17 protein-coding genes are annotated in these 13,408 nt (G+C 74.7%); 5 read left to right on the top strand and 12 right to left on the bottom strand.

What is annotated here, in order from left to right; all coding sequences use genetic code 11:
- Positions 1-52: 52 nt before the first annotated feature.
- Positions 53-1,240, bottom strand: a complete 1,188-nt coding sequence (locus ACIBH3_RS28815) for a glutamate--cysteine ligase (RefSeq protein WP_396315021.1) — start codon at positions 1,238-1,240, stop codon at positions 53-55.
- 414 nt (positions 1,241-1,654) lie between these two features.
- A complete protein-coding gene (locus ACIBH3_RS28810; protein ID WP_396315020.1) occupies positions 1,655-2,080 on the bottom strand; it encodes a helix-turn-helix transcriptional regulator in 426 nt (141 codons plus the stop codon).
- 129 nt (positions 2,081-2,209) lie between these two features.
- Here ACIBH3_RS28810 and ACIBH3_RS28805 point away from each other — a divergent pair, with 129 nt between their 5' ends.
- The gene (locus ACIBH3_RS28805; protein ID WP_396315019.1) at positions 2,210-2,659 is read left to right on the top strand and encodes an STAS domain-containing protein; all 450 of its coding nucleotides are present in this window, start codon (positions 2,210-2,212) and stop codon (positions 2,657-2,659) included.
- Positions 2,660-2,707: 48 nt separating this feature from the next.
- On the opposite strand, the gene ACIBH3_RS28800 is transcribed toward ACIBH3_RS28805, so the two are convergent.
- Both ACIBH3_RS28800 and ACIBH3_RS28795 read right to left on the bottom strand, forming a co-directional pair.
- Complete coding sequence (locus ACIBH3_RS28800; protein ID WP_396315018.1) at positions 2,708-2,878, bottom strand: hypothetical protein; 171 nt, start codon at positions 2,876-2,878, stop codon at positions 2,708-2,710.
- A gap of 26 nt (positions 2,879-2,904) precedes the next feature.
- The gene (locus ACIBH3_RS28795; RefSeq protein ID WP_396315017.1) at positions 2,905-3,261 is read right to left on the bottom strand and encodes a PRC-barrel domain-containing protein; all 357 of its coding nucleotides are present in this window, start codon (positions 3,259-3,261) and stop codon (positions 2,905-2,907) included.
- A gap of 224 nt (positions 3,262-3,485) precedes the next feature.
- On the opposite strand from ACIBH3_RS28795, the gene ACIBH3_RS28790 reads away from it, so the two are divergent.
- A complete protein-coding gene (locus ACIBH3_RS28790) occupies positions 3,486-5,156 on the top strand; it encodes a peptide-N4-asparagine amidase (protein ID WP_396315016.1) in 1,671 nt (556 codons plus the stop codon).
- Between the two features lie 87 nt (positions 5,157-5,243).
- On the opposite strand, the gene cynS is transcribed toward ACIBH3_RS28790, so the two are convergent.
- Positions 5,244-5,714, bottom strand: a complete 471-nt coding sequence (gene cynS, locus ACIBH3_RS28785; protein WP_396315015.1) for a cyanase — start codon at positions 5,712-5,714, stop codon at positions 5,244-5,246.
- Between the two features lie 103 nt (positions 5,715-5,817).
- A complete protein-coding gene (locus tag ACIBH3_RS28780) occupies positions 5,818-6,429 on the bottom strand; it encodes a carbonic anhydrase (protein ID WP_396315057.1) in 612 nt (203 codons plus the stop codon).
- A 140-nt stretch (positions 6,430-6,569) separates the two neighbouring features.
- On the opposite strand from ACIBH3_RS28780, the gene cynR reads away from it, so the two are divergent.
- The gene (cynR, locus tag ACIBH3_RS28775) at positions 6,570-7,490 is read left to right on the top strand and encodes a transcriptional regulator CynR (protein WP_396315014.1); all 921 of its coding nucleotides are present in this window, start codon (positions 6,570-6,572) and stop codon (positions 7,488-7,490) included.
- Positions 7,491-7,497: 7 nt separating this feature from the next.
- On the opposite strand, the gene ACIBH3_RS28770 is transcribed toward cynR, so the two are convergent.
- On the bottom strand, positions 7,498-8,337 hold the full coding sequence (locus ACIBH3_RS28770; protein WP_396315056.1) for a sulfurtransferase: 840 nt from the start codon (positions 8,335-8,337) through the stop codon (positions 7,498-7,500).
- A 147-nt stretch (positions 8,338-8,484) separates the two neighbouring features.
- Positions 8,485-8,889: a PPOX class F420-dependent oxidoreductase gene (locus ACIBH3_RS28765; protein ID WP_396315013.1), complete on the bottom strand. Its 405-nt coding sequence runs from the start codon at positions 8,887-8,889 to the stop codon at positions 8,485-8,487.
- 74 nt (positions 8,890-8,963) lie between these two features.
- Here ACIBH3_RS28765 and ACIBH3_RS28760 point away from each other — a divergent pair, with 74 nt between their 5' ends.
- Entirely contained in the window at positions 8,964-9,518 is a 555-nt protein-coding gene (locus ACIBH3_RS28760; RefSeq protein WP_396315012.1) for a MepB family protein, read from the top strand.
- Positions 9,519-9,594: 76 nt separating this feature from the next.
- Here the strand turns inward: ACIBH3_RS28760 and ACIBH3_RS28755 are convergent, their stop codons facing one another.
- Positions 9,595-10,470: a serine hydrolase gene (locus ACIBH3_RS28755; protein WP_396315011.1), complete on the bottom strand. Its 876-nt coding sequence runs from the start codon at positions 10,468-10,470 to the stop codon at positions 9,595-9,597.
- A gap of 278 nt (positions 10,471-10,748) precedes the next feature.
- Between ACIBH3_RS28755 and ACIBH3_RS28750 the strand changes: the two genes are divergently transcribed.
- The gene (locus tag ACIBH3_RS28750) at positions 10,749-11,618 is read left to right on the top strand and encodes a hypothetical protein (RefSeq protein ID WP_396315010.1); all 870 of its coding nucleotides are present in this window, start codon (positions 10,749-10,751) and stop codon (positions 11,616-11,618) included.
- Positions 11,619-11,791: 173 nt separating this feature from the next.
- Here ACIBH3_RS28750 and ACIBH3_RS28745 read toward each other — a convergent pair whose 3' ends face one another.
- The 3 genes from ACIBH3_RS28745 to ACIBH3_RS28735 form a co-directional block, all read right to left on the bottom strand.
- The gene (locus ACIBH3_RS28745; RefSeq protein ID WP_396315009.1) at positions 11,792-12,088 is read right to left on the bottom strand and encodes an SHOCT domain-containing protein; all 297 of its coding nucleotides are present in this window, start codon (positions 12,086-12,088) and stop codon (positions 11,792-11,794) included.
- Positions 12,089-12,159: 71 nt separating this feature from the next.
- A complete protein-coding gene (locus ACIBH3_RS28740) occupies positions 12,160-12,582 on the bottom strand; it encodes a DUF6325 family protein (RefSeq protein WP_396315055.1) in 423 nt (140 codons plus the stop codon).
- A 173-nt stretch (positions 12,583-12,755) separates the two neighbouring features.
- Positions 12,756-13,256, bottom strand: coding sequence for a gluconokinase (locus ACIBH3_RS28735; RefSeq protein ID WP_396315054.1), 501 nt, complete (start codon positions 13,254-13,256; stop codon positions 12,756-12,758).
- Positions 13,257-13,408 lie beyond the last annotated feature (152 nt).

Genomic DNA, 13,408 nt, shown 5'->3' with positions numbered 1-13,408 from the left:
GCCGGGCGGCCGTCCCCCGGTCCGGCCCGGCTCCGCCCCCGGCGGTCCGCGTTCAGCCTCGCGCGCCCGCGACGGGGGCGTCCGTGGACGGCGGGCCGCCCGGCGAGGTGTCGTGCGCCGCCGTGAGCTCCACCAGCCGGTCGACCACCGCCGGCAGTGATCCGTCGCGGTCCAGCGCGGCCCGCTGCCGGTCCGCTCCCGTGCCGTGCTTGAGCAGCCGCTCCACCAGCGCGTTCGCCATCGGCAGGTCGCCGGCCGCCTCCAGCCCCGGTGCGGCGCGATCCAGCAGCCGGGCGAACAGGTCCGACATCGGACGGTAGTTCCCGCTGACCGGGTCGAGTCCCGCGCCCCGAAGGCCCACCCGTGCGGCCTGCCGGTGCGCCGCGCACAGCGTCTCCCTCGCCACGGCCGGATACGGTGCGCCGGCCCGCGCTTCCGGCAGCAGTACGTGGACGAGTGCCCGGATGAGCGAGGCGAGCAGCACGGGGACGTTCACGTCGGCGTTCACGTCGGCGATCCGCACCTCGATGGTCGGCAGGTGCTCGGAGGGGCGGGAGAACCAGTAGATCATCCGGCGGTCGAGCAGCACTCCGGAGGAGAGCAGTTCCTCGGCGGTCCGCTCGTACTGCTCCTCGTCCAGGACCGGGGCGGGGCCGACGGTCGGCCACCGGCCGTACTGCACGGACCTGCTGCTCGCCAGCGCGCTGTCCTGGCCCTCGCAGAACGGGGAGTTGGTACTGATCGCCTGGAGCACCGGCAGCCACGGGCGCAGGCGGTTGCCGACGGCCAGCGCCTCGCCCCGGGTGAGGTCGCCGATGTGGACGTGGCAGCCGCACATCTCGCCGCCCAGCTGGTCCGCCACCGGCCCGACGTGCCGGGCGATCCGGCGGTAGCGATCGGCGTCGGTGACCGGCAGCGGGTGGGCGCTGGGCAGGACGGCCGACCCTGACGCCAGCAGCGAGCAGCCGGCGCGGGCGGCCGCCGCCACCAGGGCACGGCGCATGGCGATCAGCTCGGCGCGCAGCTGGGACGCGGTCGTGACGGGTGGCGTGCAGCCTTCGACCTGCGAGGCGTAGAACTCGCTCTGGGCGCGCTCGTCGAGCACCTGCTTCGCGTCGGCCACCACCTGGTCGGCGCGGGCGGCGCTCCGGCGGCCGACGGCGTCGATGAGTAGGAACTCCTCCTCGACGCCGAAGCGCAGGGACTGCTCCGTCAGCGGCTGTGCTACGGCCGGGCCCATGGCGCTCACCCGCCGTCGGGCCCGGTGGCGGGCCGGGGGTGGCGGTGGCGGGCCCCGCCCGCCGACGCGGTCGGGTGGCCCGTCGGGGCGGACAGCGGTTGTACGGCCACGGGCTGGTCCTCTCGTCGGGTCCGCTCCCGTACCCGCGCCACCGTGTCCTGCCTGCTCATGGGCCACGCCGGCGCGTCGGGAAAGCGCTCGCCCGGGGCCGCCGCGCTCATGCGCCGCAGCCCCGCCGACCAGGCGTGTGCCCGTACCGCGTCGGCCGAAACAGCGCTCCGCCCGGCGCCGCCCGAGGTTCGCGGTCGATCCGGGCCCGCGCCCTCGCTGTCGGCGCGCCGACCCGCTGCGCCGACTCGGTCCTGACCGGCGGACCTCTCGTATACCGCCCGGCGCCGCCTCCCGGGCCGGTGGTCAGGGCCGATGGTGCCCGTCGACGCGGCGGACGTCCTGCCCCGACCCGCTCGGCTCCGCCGGGTCCGCGATCTCGGCGGCTGCTTCGCGGGCGGTCCCGAGGGAAGCCTCGGGGGCCACGCCGAGGTCGGGTTCGTGCTCCAGCAGTGCCAGGAGCGCGGCGACGGTCTGCCCGGCCTCGGCCGGGTGCCGCAGCAGGGTGTGCGGCGTGATCCGGTACCGGTTGCGCCGCCCCTCGCGGGAGCGGGTGAGGTAGCCGGCGGCCTCCAGGTCGGCCACGATCGCCTGCACGGCGCGCTCGGTGAGGCGGCAGGTGGCCGCGACATCGCGAAGGCGCACCCCGGGATCGCGTGCGATGACTGACAACACCCGCGCGTGGTTGGTGAGGAACGTCCACGCGTCGCGGCCACCGCCGTTCGTCTCCATGACCCCATCGTACGATCGATGGTTCGCGCGATTCAACGTACGCACTTCTTTTCGCGTATCTATTGACATGTTTCGCCGCTGAGGTGGACGATCGGGGTGGAAGCCAGGCTCGCGGGAGGAGCACCGGCCATGTCCCACCAGCGCGTCCGCCACGACAAGCCGTCCCCCGTCGCAGCCGACCGGCCGCCGGACGGACCGATCGGGCCGCGGGCGCCCGTAGCCCCCTTCACCATCCGCACCGGCAGGGCGACGGCCGGGCAGGTACTGGTCGTCGTGGCGGGTCAGATCGACTACGACTGCGCGGCGGAGTTCGAGCGGCGCGTGACGGCGGTCGTGTGCGAACGCCCCGGCCCGATCGAGTTCGACCTCACGGGTGTTTCCTTCTGTGACTGCGCGGGGCTCAACGTACTGCTGCGCACCCGGGCGCACGCCGTTGCCGCGGGGCGCGGCCTGCGGATCCGCACCGCGAGCCGCCAGATCGCGCGGCTGCTCGACCTCACCGACACCGCCGAACTCCTCGGCGCTGCCCCCGACCCCGCTGCCCAGCCCCATCGGGCGCAGCCGGAACCGCCCACCTGAGCAGCCCTCGGGCGACCCTCGGCCTCGCCTTCAGGCCGAGCCCCGGTCTCAGCGAAGCGGGCGCCGGCCCGCGCGCCGCCACCAGCGCACGCCGAAGAAGGCCAGGTCGGCCACGAACAGCACGATGGCGATGAGCAGCAGGTACCAGAGGCCGTCGGCGACCGCGCCGATGAGGCCGAGCACGATCGCGATGATCACCAGGAGCAGGAACAGGACCACGGGGTGACTCCTCTCGTCGGCGGGCCTCAGCGGCGCGCCAACCTGCGCTCACCGCTCGCCCCGCTCTCGTAGGCCAGGTCGTAGTGCCGGAACACCGCCTCCTCGTCCTCGGCGGGCAGTACGCCGTCGGTGCCGATCGACGGGCCGCTCTTCACCAGGGCCCTGTCGAAGACGACCCGCACGTAACCCGGGCCGACGGTGGCGCCCTCCAAGGGTACGAAGACCAGGCGGTGGCGGGTGGGCAGCCCGATCTGGACGGTGGCCATCGCGGGTTCGTCGGTACGGGTGTCCACGTAGACCGACTCCAGCGTGCCGATCTTGCGGCCTCCGGCGTCGACGACGTCGTGGGTTCGCCACTCGCGGATGTCTCCGACCTCGATCACTGGCGCTCCTTCCGGTGGCGGCTCCGCCGGGCGGGCATGGCTGCGCGGCCCGCGGTACCTCTCAGCGTGCCCCCGTCCACGCTTGCCCACCAGCGCAGCGCGCACTCCGTCCCCGTCCCCGGTGCCGGCCGGACGCTGAGGCGGGCACGGAGGCAGGATTGACGCGAGCATGCCGCACTGAGGAGGATGGCCGGGTCGTCGTCCGGTCACAGGAGAGGGACACCTTGGCTACCCACCCGCTGATCCGCCGAGCCGGCCGACTGCTCGGCGCCGCCGCCCTCGCGATGACGGCCGCACTCGCCGGGGCCGCGCCCGCGCACGCCGACTTCGGCACCGACTACCACGACCCGCTCACCGCGGCCAAGCCGCTCACCAGGCCCGACACTCGCTCGTGCACCGTCGAGGTGATGCACGACCAGCCGTTCAGCAACGGCTACGGCAGCCCGCCCGACACCCCGTACGCGGCGACCCTGACCCCGCCCGAGGCCTGCGCCGGCCCCTGGTCGGCGGTGGTGTTCGACCTGCACGGCCAGGTGGCGGGCCGCCAGTTCGACCGCCTGTTCACCGTGCGGCTGGGCGGCGTGGAGATGCTGCTCTCCTCCACCCCCGAGCCCTCCGCGGACGGCATCGAGTGGAACGTCGAGCGCGACGTCACCCGGTACGCGCCGCTGCTCGGCGGCCCACTGCCGTTCGCCCTCGACCTCGCCAACGTCACCGACGCCACCTACACCGGTGTCTTCCGGATCTCGGCGAGCTTCACCTTCTACACCACCTCCGAACGCTGGCCGGCCGCCCGCACCGCTGACCGGCTGCTCACCACCGGCCCGTTCGAGCTCACCCAGGCCGCGCCCGCGGCCGAGCGCCGCCTCTCCTTCCCGCAGAACCTGGAGAGCCTCACCGCCGAGGTGTACGCGCGTGGCGGCGGAGCCTGCGAGGAGTTCGCGTACGCCTCCGCCCCGGACGAGTTCGTCAAGAACAACCCCGGTACCGACGCCTGCGGCAAGGGGCCGTTCCGCGAACTGCGGCTCACCCTGGACGGGCGCGCGGCCGGTGCGGTCTGGCCGTACCCCGTGATCTACACCGGCGGCTGGGACCCGCTGCTCTGGCGGCCCACTCCCGGCATCTTCGCCTTCGACCTGCCCGCCTACCGGATCGACCTGACACCGTACGTCGGCCTGCTGCTCGACGGCCGCCCGCACACCCTGGGCATCGCGCTCAACGCGGCCGAGAACCAGAGCAACGACCTCTGGACGGGCCAGGTCAACCTGTTCGCCGAGGTCGACCACGGCAGCGCCCGCACCACCGGCAGGCTCACCGAGCACCGGGTGGCCCCCGAGGCGGCCGTCACCACCCGGCTGACCGACCACGGCGGCGGCAGTGGTGACTGGCAGACCACCGCGAGCCGCCATGACCTGGCCCGCGGCTGGGTGCAGACCTCGCACGGCCGGATCACCACCGAGGTCCGCGACGACCTCGCCTTCGGCGCCGGCCAGCAACTGCGCGACAGCGGCAACGACCTGACGCTGCACAACCGCACCGACCTCACCCGTACCACCGCGACCTGGGGCGCCGGGCCGTACCGCAGCAGGACCGTCCACGAGGGCGAACCGCTGGACGTCACCTACCGGGTCACCCATGACGCCGCAGGCGCCACCGACCAGCAGACCGCGATGGACCTCGGCTACCACCGCGAGGACATCGCCTGCACCGCCGGGCGCGTCACCACCCGCAGCACCGTCGACCACACGCTGCGCCCGACCGCCCACCGCCGCGACGGCGCCGGTCCGGTCCGCACGGGCGGCTCGTCCGAGGACTACCGCAGCACCGGTCCCGACGGCCCGTACCACCGCAGCATCACCACGCTGGACGGCTGGCCGACCGGCGACGGGCGCTGACGGAGTCGGCCGGGCATCGGCGGGCACCGGCGGGCGGAGCGGCTCCCGCCCGCCGGTACCCGGCCCGTCAGACGCCGCTCGGCGCCGTCAGAACGGCTTGGTCGGCAGGTACTTGCCGTCCAGCGTGATCACGGCCCGGTGCCCGCCGTCGGGGTCCTTGACAGTCCTGACATCGAGCCTGAAGTTGATCGCGCTGATGATGCCGTCGCCGAGCTGCTCGTGCACCAGGGCCTTGAGCGTGGTGCCGTAGACCTGGAGCATCTCGTAGAACCGGTAGATCGTCGGGTCGGTCGGGACGCCACCGGGGATGCTGCCGCGCAGCGGGACGGTCTGCAGCAGCAGTGCGGCGTCCTCGTCCAGACCCAGCAGCTCGGCCACGGCATCGGCCGCGCCCTCGGGCAGCGGGTGCTGGCCGAGCACGGCGGCGGTGACGAACGCCACCGACAGACCGGCGGCGTCGGCCAGCTGCTGCCAGCTGAGGTCACGGCGGGTCTTGGCCTCGAAGGCCCGCAGGGCCAGCTGCTGACGGGCGCTCTGGTCGAACTGTGCGTGGATCACGGGGAGTCCTTTCGGGACGGGTCCCGGCGCTCGCCGGGCTGTGAAGGGTGTGAACGGTGTGAAGGGTGAGAAGGGGCAGGCCGTGGCGGGTCAGGCGGAGGCGTCAGGCGGTCAGTGCGACGAACCGCCCGGCGGCCGCGTCCAGCGCCTGCACCGCGCCGGAGCGGATGTCGTACACCCAGCCGTGCAGCGTGACCCGGTGCAGGGCGAGCGCCCTGGCCACGGACGGATGGGTCCGCAGGTTCGCCAGCTGGCCGAGCACGTTGTCCCGGACGAGCGCGTCGACCCGCTCGTCCGAGCGGTGCTCGCCCGCGTCGGTGCGGGCCTTGGCGGCGTCCGCGTGGTGCAGCCAGTGGGCGACGGCCGGCAGGTGGCCGAGCCCGCCGCCGGAGGCGAGCGCGGTCATCGCACCGCAGCCGGAGTGGCCGCAGACGATGACATCCGCCACGCCCAGGACGCTGACCGCGTACTCGATGCTGGCGGCCACGCCGTCCGCGGCGGCGCTGTACGGCGGGACGAGATTGCCGGCCGTGCGGACGACGAAGAGCTCACCCGGTTCGCGCTGGGTGATCAGCTCCGGGACGACCCTGGCGTCCGAGCAGCTGATGAACAGGGCGCTCGGCCGGTGGGTGCCGGCGAGGCGCTCGAAGAGCTCCGCCCGGGCGGGGAACGCCTCCCGCCTGAACCGCTCGACGCCCTCGGCGATCTCCTTGATGCTGGCCGCTGCCATGGTGGCCGCTCCTTCCCGGTGGCCCCGCTCGGTCGGGGCGATGTCTCCACCCTGCCCGACCTGCATCTATAGCGTCCAAGACCGGTGATCGATGGGAGCCATCGGCTGTAGCTATAGTTGTGGGCATGGTCGTGGAACTGCGTCACCTCCGGTACCTGCTCGCGGTCGCCGAGCACGCCAACTTCACCCGCGCGGCCGAGGCGCTGCACATCGCCCAGCCCACGCTCTCCCAGCAGATCAAGCAGCTGGAGCGGTCGCTGCGCGTCCAGCTGCTCGACCGCTCCGGGCGCGCCGTGCGGCTGACCGACGCGGGCGAGGCCTACACCCGCTACGCGCGGCGCGCGCTAAGGGAGTTGGCCGCGGCCGAACGCGCGGTGCTCGACGTCCGGGACCTCTCCGCCGGCGGGCTGCGGCTGGCCGTCACCCCGACCTTCACCGCCTACCTGACCGGGCCGCTGGCCGCCGAGTTCCACACCCGGCACCCCGGGATCACCCTGGACATCCGCGAGACGACGCAGGACCGCATCGAGTCCGATCTGCTCGACGACCGGCTGGACCTCGGCATCGCCTTCAGCCGAAGCCACCTGCCCGGGATCGCCGGCACCCCGCTGTTCACCGAGACGCTCGGCCTGGTCGTGGGCGCCGCCCACTCCTGCGCGGGCCGCCGCGAACCGCTACCGGTCGGCGATCTCGCCGAACTCCCGCTCGCCCTGCTCAGCGAGGACTTCGCCACCCGGCGGCACATCGACGAACACCTCGCCGCCCACCGGGTCCGCCCGCGCATCCTGGTGGAGGCGAACTCGGTCGGCGCGCTGGTGGAGATCGTCCGGCGGACGGGCCTGGCCACCGTCCTGCCCGACGCCACCACCCGCGAGCAGCGGCATCTGCACCCCGTCCCCGTCGAACCGCCGCTGCCCCGGCGCGCCGTCACCCTGCTGCGCCGGGAGGCCGGCTACGGCAGCGCGGCGGCCCTCGCCTTCACCGCCCTCGCCACGAACGGGCCGAAGCCATGGGCGGGCGGGGAGGACGCCCCGGCAGGCATCTGACGTGACGTCAGTTTGCCTCGGCAGTCGGCCCGGTGGCCACGGGCAGCTCGGACGGCAGCCCCCACTCGCTCCACGAGCCGTCGTAGACGGCGAGGTCACGGTACCCGGCCAGCGTCGCGCCGAGCGCCAGGACACAGGCGGTCACCCCCGAGCCGCAGCTCACGACCAGCCGCTCGCGCCGCCCTACGCGCTCGGCGAAGACGGCGGCGAGCTCACTCGCGGGGCGCATCCGGCCCTGCGTCTGGAGGTCACCGAAGGGCAGGTTCACCGCGCCGGGCATATGCCCCCCGCGCAGCCCCGGCCGCGGCTCCGGGGCCTGCCCCGCGAAGCGCTCCCGGGTGCGCGCGTCCAGTACCGCCGAGGCGGCGTCGGCCAGCGCCTGCGCCACCGTGCCACTGCCGACGACCATGCCCGGACGCGGCCTGGCGGTGAAGTCGCCGGGCGCCGGCGCCTGCGGGTCGGCGGCCGCCAGCGGCAGCCCGGCCTCCGTCCAGGCGGGCCGGCCGCCGTCGAGCACGGCGACCCGGTCGAAGCCCATCGCCCGCAGCATCCACCAGGCCCGGGCGCTGGAGTAGATGCCGACGCGGTCGTACACCACCACCGCACTGCGGTCGTCGACCCCCAGTGCGCGGATCTCGCGCTCGAACTGCTCGGTGCCGGGCATGGTGTGCGGCAGTGCGCTCGTGTGGTCGGAGAGCGCGCCGTCCAGGTCGAACAGCCGCGCACTTGGGATCCGCAGCTCCTCACCCCCGGCCGCGCCCACGCTCGCGTCCAGCACCACCAGGCCGGGGTGCTCCAGCCGCTGCGCCAGCCAGTCGACGGTGACCAGGGGGCCGGGGACCGGCAGCTGACTCCTGGTGCCCCCCTCGGCCTCGACGGGTCGCCTGCTGTTCACGGTGCTGCTCACGTCACCCTCCCGATTCTCCGGCGACACCCTAACCCGGCCTGAGCGGAGCGCATTTGACACCCCCGCGTCCGGGCGGCGCCCCGGCCGTCAGTCCGTCAGGGTGATCCGGATGCCGATGGTGCCGCGCTCGCCGCGCCGCAGCCGGCTGCCGAGCAGGGTCAGCACGCCCAGCAGCCCGTACTTCTGCCGCAGCAGCGTCCGGTACGCCGCCGTCCGCTCCGGCGTGCAGATCTCCGCCACGCCCGGGACCTGCTCGCCGGTCGGGTTGCCGCGCGCGTCGCACGGACCGACCAGGACGTCGGCGCGGTTGCGGATGCGCCGCACCTTCCAGGAGTCCGCGACCGTCCAGATGCCGAGCGCGTCGCCGTCCCGGACCACCCAGACCGGCGTGGCCACCGGGGTGCCGTCCTTGCGGAAGGTGGTGACCAGCAGGTAGCTCCCGGTGGCGAGTCGGATGAGGCGTTCCAGCCGGTCCTGCGGTGCGGCGTCCATGGCGGGAAGTCTAGGTGGTCCCGGCGGGCGGGCCGGGATCAGGTGGCGGTGGCGGACGATGACAGGATGGGCCGATGACCACGAACGCCGAGCCCTGGCCTGCCGCCGGCTCCGTCCACGATGACCTGCTCGCGGCGAAGGCCCGGGTGTACGACCCGAGCGGGCTCACCTGCTCGCGGCCCGTGCCGGAGAAGGAGAGCGCCGCGTACGGGGCGTACGCGTTCACCGTGGCCGGCCTGCGCGTCAGGTTCCGGGTCGCCAGGACGACCCCCACCAAGGTCGGCCAGTTCGTCACCGTCTGGCAGCGGGAGCCGGGCGAGCCGATCCGGCCCTTCGACGTGCGGGACCCGGTCGACCTCATCGTGATCAGCTGCCGTGACGGCGGAGGGTTCGGGCAGTTCGTGTTCCCACGGGCCGTGCTCGGCGAGCGCGGCGTCCTCTCGCGGGAGGGCGCGGGCGGGAAGCGGGCGCTGCGCGTCTACCCGCCGTGGGTCACCACCTCCAACCGCCAGGCCGGCAGCTCGCAGGCCTGGCAGCTGAAGCACTTCCTCCCGCTGCCCGGGCAGGGCCCGGCCGACGCCGAGCGCGTCCGCGCGTACTACCTGCGGGCGGCTCCCGGTACCGCCTGACCGCTCAGTGCCCGTACGGCCGCCGGGAGTTGAGCGGGCCGGGCGAGCCGTACCGCCGCCCGGGTACCGCGGCCGGTCATCGCCGGCCGCCGGCGCCCAGCAGTCGGCGCCGGCCCCAGTACCCGGCGGAGATCCGGGCGACCAGCCGGGCGGCCGGGTCCTGGACGTCGTCCCCGCTGGCCAGCGGACCGGAGTAGCACACGACCAGGGTGTAGGGCGGGGCGTCGGGCGGGTACACGATCCCGGCACTGTGCCGGACGCCGGGGAACCAGCCGTTCTTGAACGCGACCCTGGTGCCCGGCGGCAGTCCGGCGGCGAGGTCCACCCGGTGCGCGTTGGCGGTCAGGACGTCGCGCAGCTCCGTGGGGAGCCAGTGCAGCAGCCGGGCGAGGTCCGCCGCCGTGACCAGGTTCCGGATGCCGGCGGCGTCGGCGCCGAAGTCCTCGACGGCCCGGCCCGTCACGCTGTGCCGTGCCCCCGCCAGCCGCCAGACCTCCGCCACGGCGTCCAGGCCGGTGTGCGCGAGGCACAGGTTGGTGGCGAGGTTGGAGGAGCGGACGATCATGCGGTCCGCGAGCCAGCGCAGGCTCCGGCGGGAGCCCACGGCGTGCCACGGCTCCGGGTCGCTGTCGCGCTCCGCGCTGATGGCGAACTCCGGGCCGGGAGCGGCGGAGACGAAGGAGTTCTGCACGGGGACGGGCTCGTCGAGGTCCAGCCCGCTGCGGTGCAGCGCCGCGAGCACGGCCACCTTCATGGTGCTCGCCGCCAGGTGCGGCGCGTCGGGGTTGAGGCCTCGCACCGGTGCGGCGCCGGGCGGGCCGTCCGGGCGGGCGACGACCACCGACAGCGTGCTCCGCGCCGGGGCGCCGGCGCCGTGCCGCTCCTCGCCCTGCCAGCTGCCACCCTGCCGCTCCACGCCGTCCCGCGCGTGGCCCTGCCGCTCGTCCCGCACGGTGGTCCCCTCTCGCTCGCCGTCCCTGCTGCGATGATCCAGGCCTGGGCAGGCGAGAGCCAGGCGCACGGCCGTACGCCGCGCCCGCGGCGCATGGAACGCGCCCGGAACGGGTGCACCGGAGTTCTCGCGATCCGCCGGGGGCAGGTCGCGCTACGACAACCGGACGGATGGACGCCGAGCCGACGACCGCCGGGAGCGGACCTCGGTGCGGGCCGCGGGCAAGGCAATGGCATAGTCGAGTGAACAGTTCATGTCCTCAACTATTGGAGACTGCCGTGCACCGCCCCCTTGAGCTGCGCCGCGCCCGAGCCCTGCGTGACGCGCTGGAGCCGTACCACGCCGTGATCATCGTGGCGCCGCAGGCCACGGCGGTCTTCCGTGAGCTGGGCCTGAGCAGCCCGTGGGCCCCGTACTACGCCGGCCGCGTCGCACCCCTCGGCGCGGCGGCGCCGGCCGTCGTGGATGCGATCTTCTACCACTTCCACCCGCGGATGGCGGCCAGGGAGATCCCGCCGATCTGGGCGGCGACCACGCCGGAGGCGGTGCTGGCCGCGCGGCTGGAGGCGGCCGACGTCGCGCTGCGGGCGCTGCTCGGCGAGCAGGTGCTCGCCTCGCCGGAGCTGGCGGAGGCGGCCGGGCTGGCCGTCGAGGCCGCCGCGGCGTGCCCCGGCCACGGGCGGCCGCTCGGGGCGGCGAACGCCGCGCTGCCGCTGCCCGCCGAGCCTCACCTCGCGCTCTGGCAGGCCGCCACCACGCTGCGCGAGTACCGGGGCGACGGCCACCACGCGGCACTGCTCGCCGCCGGGCTCGACCCGGTCGAGGCGCTGGTGACCATCACCGCCGCCGGCGGGGAGCGGCGGGCCAGCATCCAGGCGCGCCGCGAGTGGAGCGACGCCGACTGGGAGGCCGCCGAGCGCCGCCTGGCCGGGCGCGGCCTGCTGGCCGCCGACGGAACGCTGACCGAGCAGGGCCGCAGCGTCCGGGACGGCGTCGAGGACGCCACCGACCGCCTCGCCGCCGCGCCCTGGCAGGCGCTCGGCCCGGAGCGCACCCGCCGGCTGCACGAGCTCGCCGCGCCGATCGGCCGGCGGATCGTCGAGGTGCTGGGCGTGCCGCTGCCGGTCGGCGAGTACCCGCAGGACTGACACCGACAGGTCGGAGGCGATCCGGCCCGCCCGGCGGCGGAACCCACGGCCGGCGAGGCCGAGACGAGCCGGTGGGCGCACGGCGGTGGTCGTGGGTGACCGCCCGTACCGGGTGGCGGCACGGCAGTACACGGCACGGCCGTGCCCGGTGGGCACAGCGTGGCGCTTGCGAGTCAGGAGCCGAGGATCCGGGCCTTCTGGGCCTCGAACTCCGCCTCGCTGAGCACGCCCTGCGCCTTCAGCTCGCCGAGATCCTTGAGCTGGGCGAGCTTGCTGCTCATGTCGTCGGCCGGAGCCGCGGCGGGCGCGGGTTCGGTGTACTGCGTGGGCGCGGGCTGGGCCGCGGCCGCCTGCTGGGCGTCCTGCTGGGCCCAGCGGCCGGCCTGGCGGCGCGAGACCCGGTTGGACACCGTGGTCGCGGTACCGGCGATCACCGCCGTCCGGGCGACACCGCGAAGAAGGCCTGGCATGGTGTTCCTCCTTGGTCTGTGCTGAACTCACTCCGCTGTGCTCCGTTTCGCCGGAGCCCGGACGCGGAGCGTCAGGAAGCGGCCTCGGCGGCCTCCAGCGAGGCCAGGAGCGCTTGGACCGGGATCCGCCCGCCGGCGACGAGCTGGCCGCCGCTGCGCCGCAGCGCGGTCGCGAACGGCGCCGCCCAGGTGTTCTCGTACACCAGGATGCCGGCCGAACTGCCGGGTTCGAGGACCGCGCTGACCTCGTCGATGTCGTCCTGGCCGAGCAGGCCCGAGGAGGCGCCCTCGAAGACGGCGAGGTCGAGCTGGCCGTCCCCGGTGAGGTCGGCGATCTGCAGGCCGGTGACCGAGCCGTCCTCCTCCTTCCTGACGAAGATCAGGTCGAGGATCCGCACGATGCCCCGGTCGACCAGGTCGACCAGCAGGGGCATCGCTTCGCCGGTCATCCGGTTCCCCGGGAACTCGACCACGATGTAGTCGATCGGTCCCATCTCGTTGACATCCTCGCTCACGACGGCTCCTCGGCTGGTCGGGCTACTGCGGAGGCGGACCGTCCAGGGCGAGGCGTGCGACGGCCCCCTCAGCCAATTGCAGCAGTGGCCGGATCGCGCCGCATCTCGGCTGCCGGGGCCGGCGGGCGCCCGGCGCCCGCGGCCTGCCGGGATCAGCCCCGCGGGCCCTGCCGGCACCGGGCGACGGCGGCCCGCGCCAGCTCCAGGACCCGGCCGGGGCCGGCGCTCGCGTCGATGGTCACCCCGGGCTCCTCCGCCCGCAGCGGCTCCAGGGTGTCGTACTGGGAGTCCAGCAGCCGGGCCGGCATGAAGTGCCCCGGGCGGTGCGAGATCCGCTCCCGGGCGGTCTCCCGGTCCAGTGCCAGGTAAAGGAAGCAGACCCCCGGTCCGGCCGCCCGGAGCAGGTCGCGGTACTCGTGCTTGAGCGCGGAGCAGCTGAGGACCGCGCCCTGGCCGGCCCGGGTCGAGTGCCGGATCCAGTCGGCCAGGCCGCGCAGCCAGGGCTCCCGGGCCGCGTCGTCGAGCGGGTGCCCGGCCTTCATCCGGGCGATGTTCGAGGCCGGGTGGAAGTCGTCCCCTTCCACGAAGGGCACGCCCAGCCGCTCGGCGAGCTGCCGCCCGATGGTGGACTTGCCCGAGGCGGATACGCCCATGACCACCACGATCACGGGTGCCTGGCCGGTACTCGCCACCGCACCTCCGCTCCCGCCGGGCCGGGCGTCCGCCCCGCCGCGGCCTCCGAGTCCTGCGCCGTCCTCCGGGACGGGCCGCGGGTCCGCGCAGCCGCCCTGGTCCTCCCGCGCAT

Origin of the sequence: Kitasatospora sp. NPDC050543 (genome assembly GCF_044457565.1) — a bacterium.
Taxonomy (GTDB): domain Bacteria; phylum Actinomycetota; class Actinomycetes; order Streptomycetales; family Streptomycetaceae; genus Kitasatospora.
The sequence above is the reverse complement of the archived record's forward strand: the minus strand, read 5'-3'. Positions and strand labels throughout refer to the sequence as shown.

What these genes read in the sequence shown, in the direction of transcription:
- ACIBH3_RS28815 (WP_396315021.1), bottom strand. Translation starts at nt 1,240, where the DNA reads ATGGGCCCGGCCGTAGCACAGCCGCTGACGGAGCAGTCCCTGCGCTTC.
- ACIBH3_RS28805 (WP_396315019.1), top strand. Translation starts at nt 2,210, where the DNA reads ATGTCCCACCAGCGCGTCCGCCACGACAAGCCGTCCCCCGTCGCAGCC.
- ACIBH3_RS28810 (WP_396315020.1), bottom strand. Translation starts at nt 2,080, where the DNA reads ATGGAGACGAACGGCGGTGGCCGCGACGCGTGGACGTTCCTCACCAAC.
- ACIBH3_RS28740 (WP_396315055.1), bottom strand. Translation starts at nt 12,582, where the DNA reads ATGGGACCGATCGACTACATCGTGGTCGAGTTCCCGGGGAACCGGATG.
- ACIBH3_RS28760 (WP_396315012.1), top strand. Translation starts at nt 8,964, where the DNA reads ATGACCACGAACGCCGAGCCCTGGCCTGCCGCCGGCTCCGTCCACGAT.
- cynR (WP_396315014.1), top strand. Translation starts at nt 6,570, where the DNA reads ATGGTCGTGGAACTGCGTCACCTCCGGTACCTGCTCGCGGTCGCCGAG.
- ACIBH3_RS28765 (WP_396315013.1), bottom strand. Translation starts at nt 8,889, where the DNA reads ATGGACGCCGCACCGCAGGACCGGCTGGAACGCCTCATCCGACTCGCC.
- ACIBH3_RS28745 (WP_396315009.1), bottom strand. Translation starts at nt 12,088, where the DNA reads ATGCCAGGCCTTCTTCGCGGTGTCGCCCGGACGGCGGTGATCGCCGGT.
- ACIBH3_RS28735 (WP_396315054.1), bottom strand. Translation starts at nt 13,256, where the DNA reads ATGGGCGTATCCGCCTCGGGCAAGTCCACCATCGGGCGGCAGCTCGCC.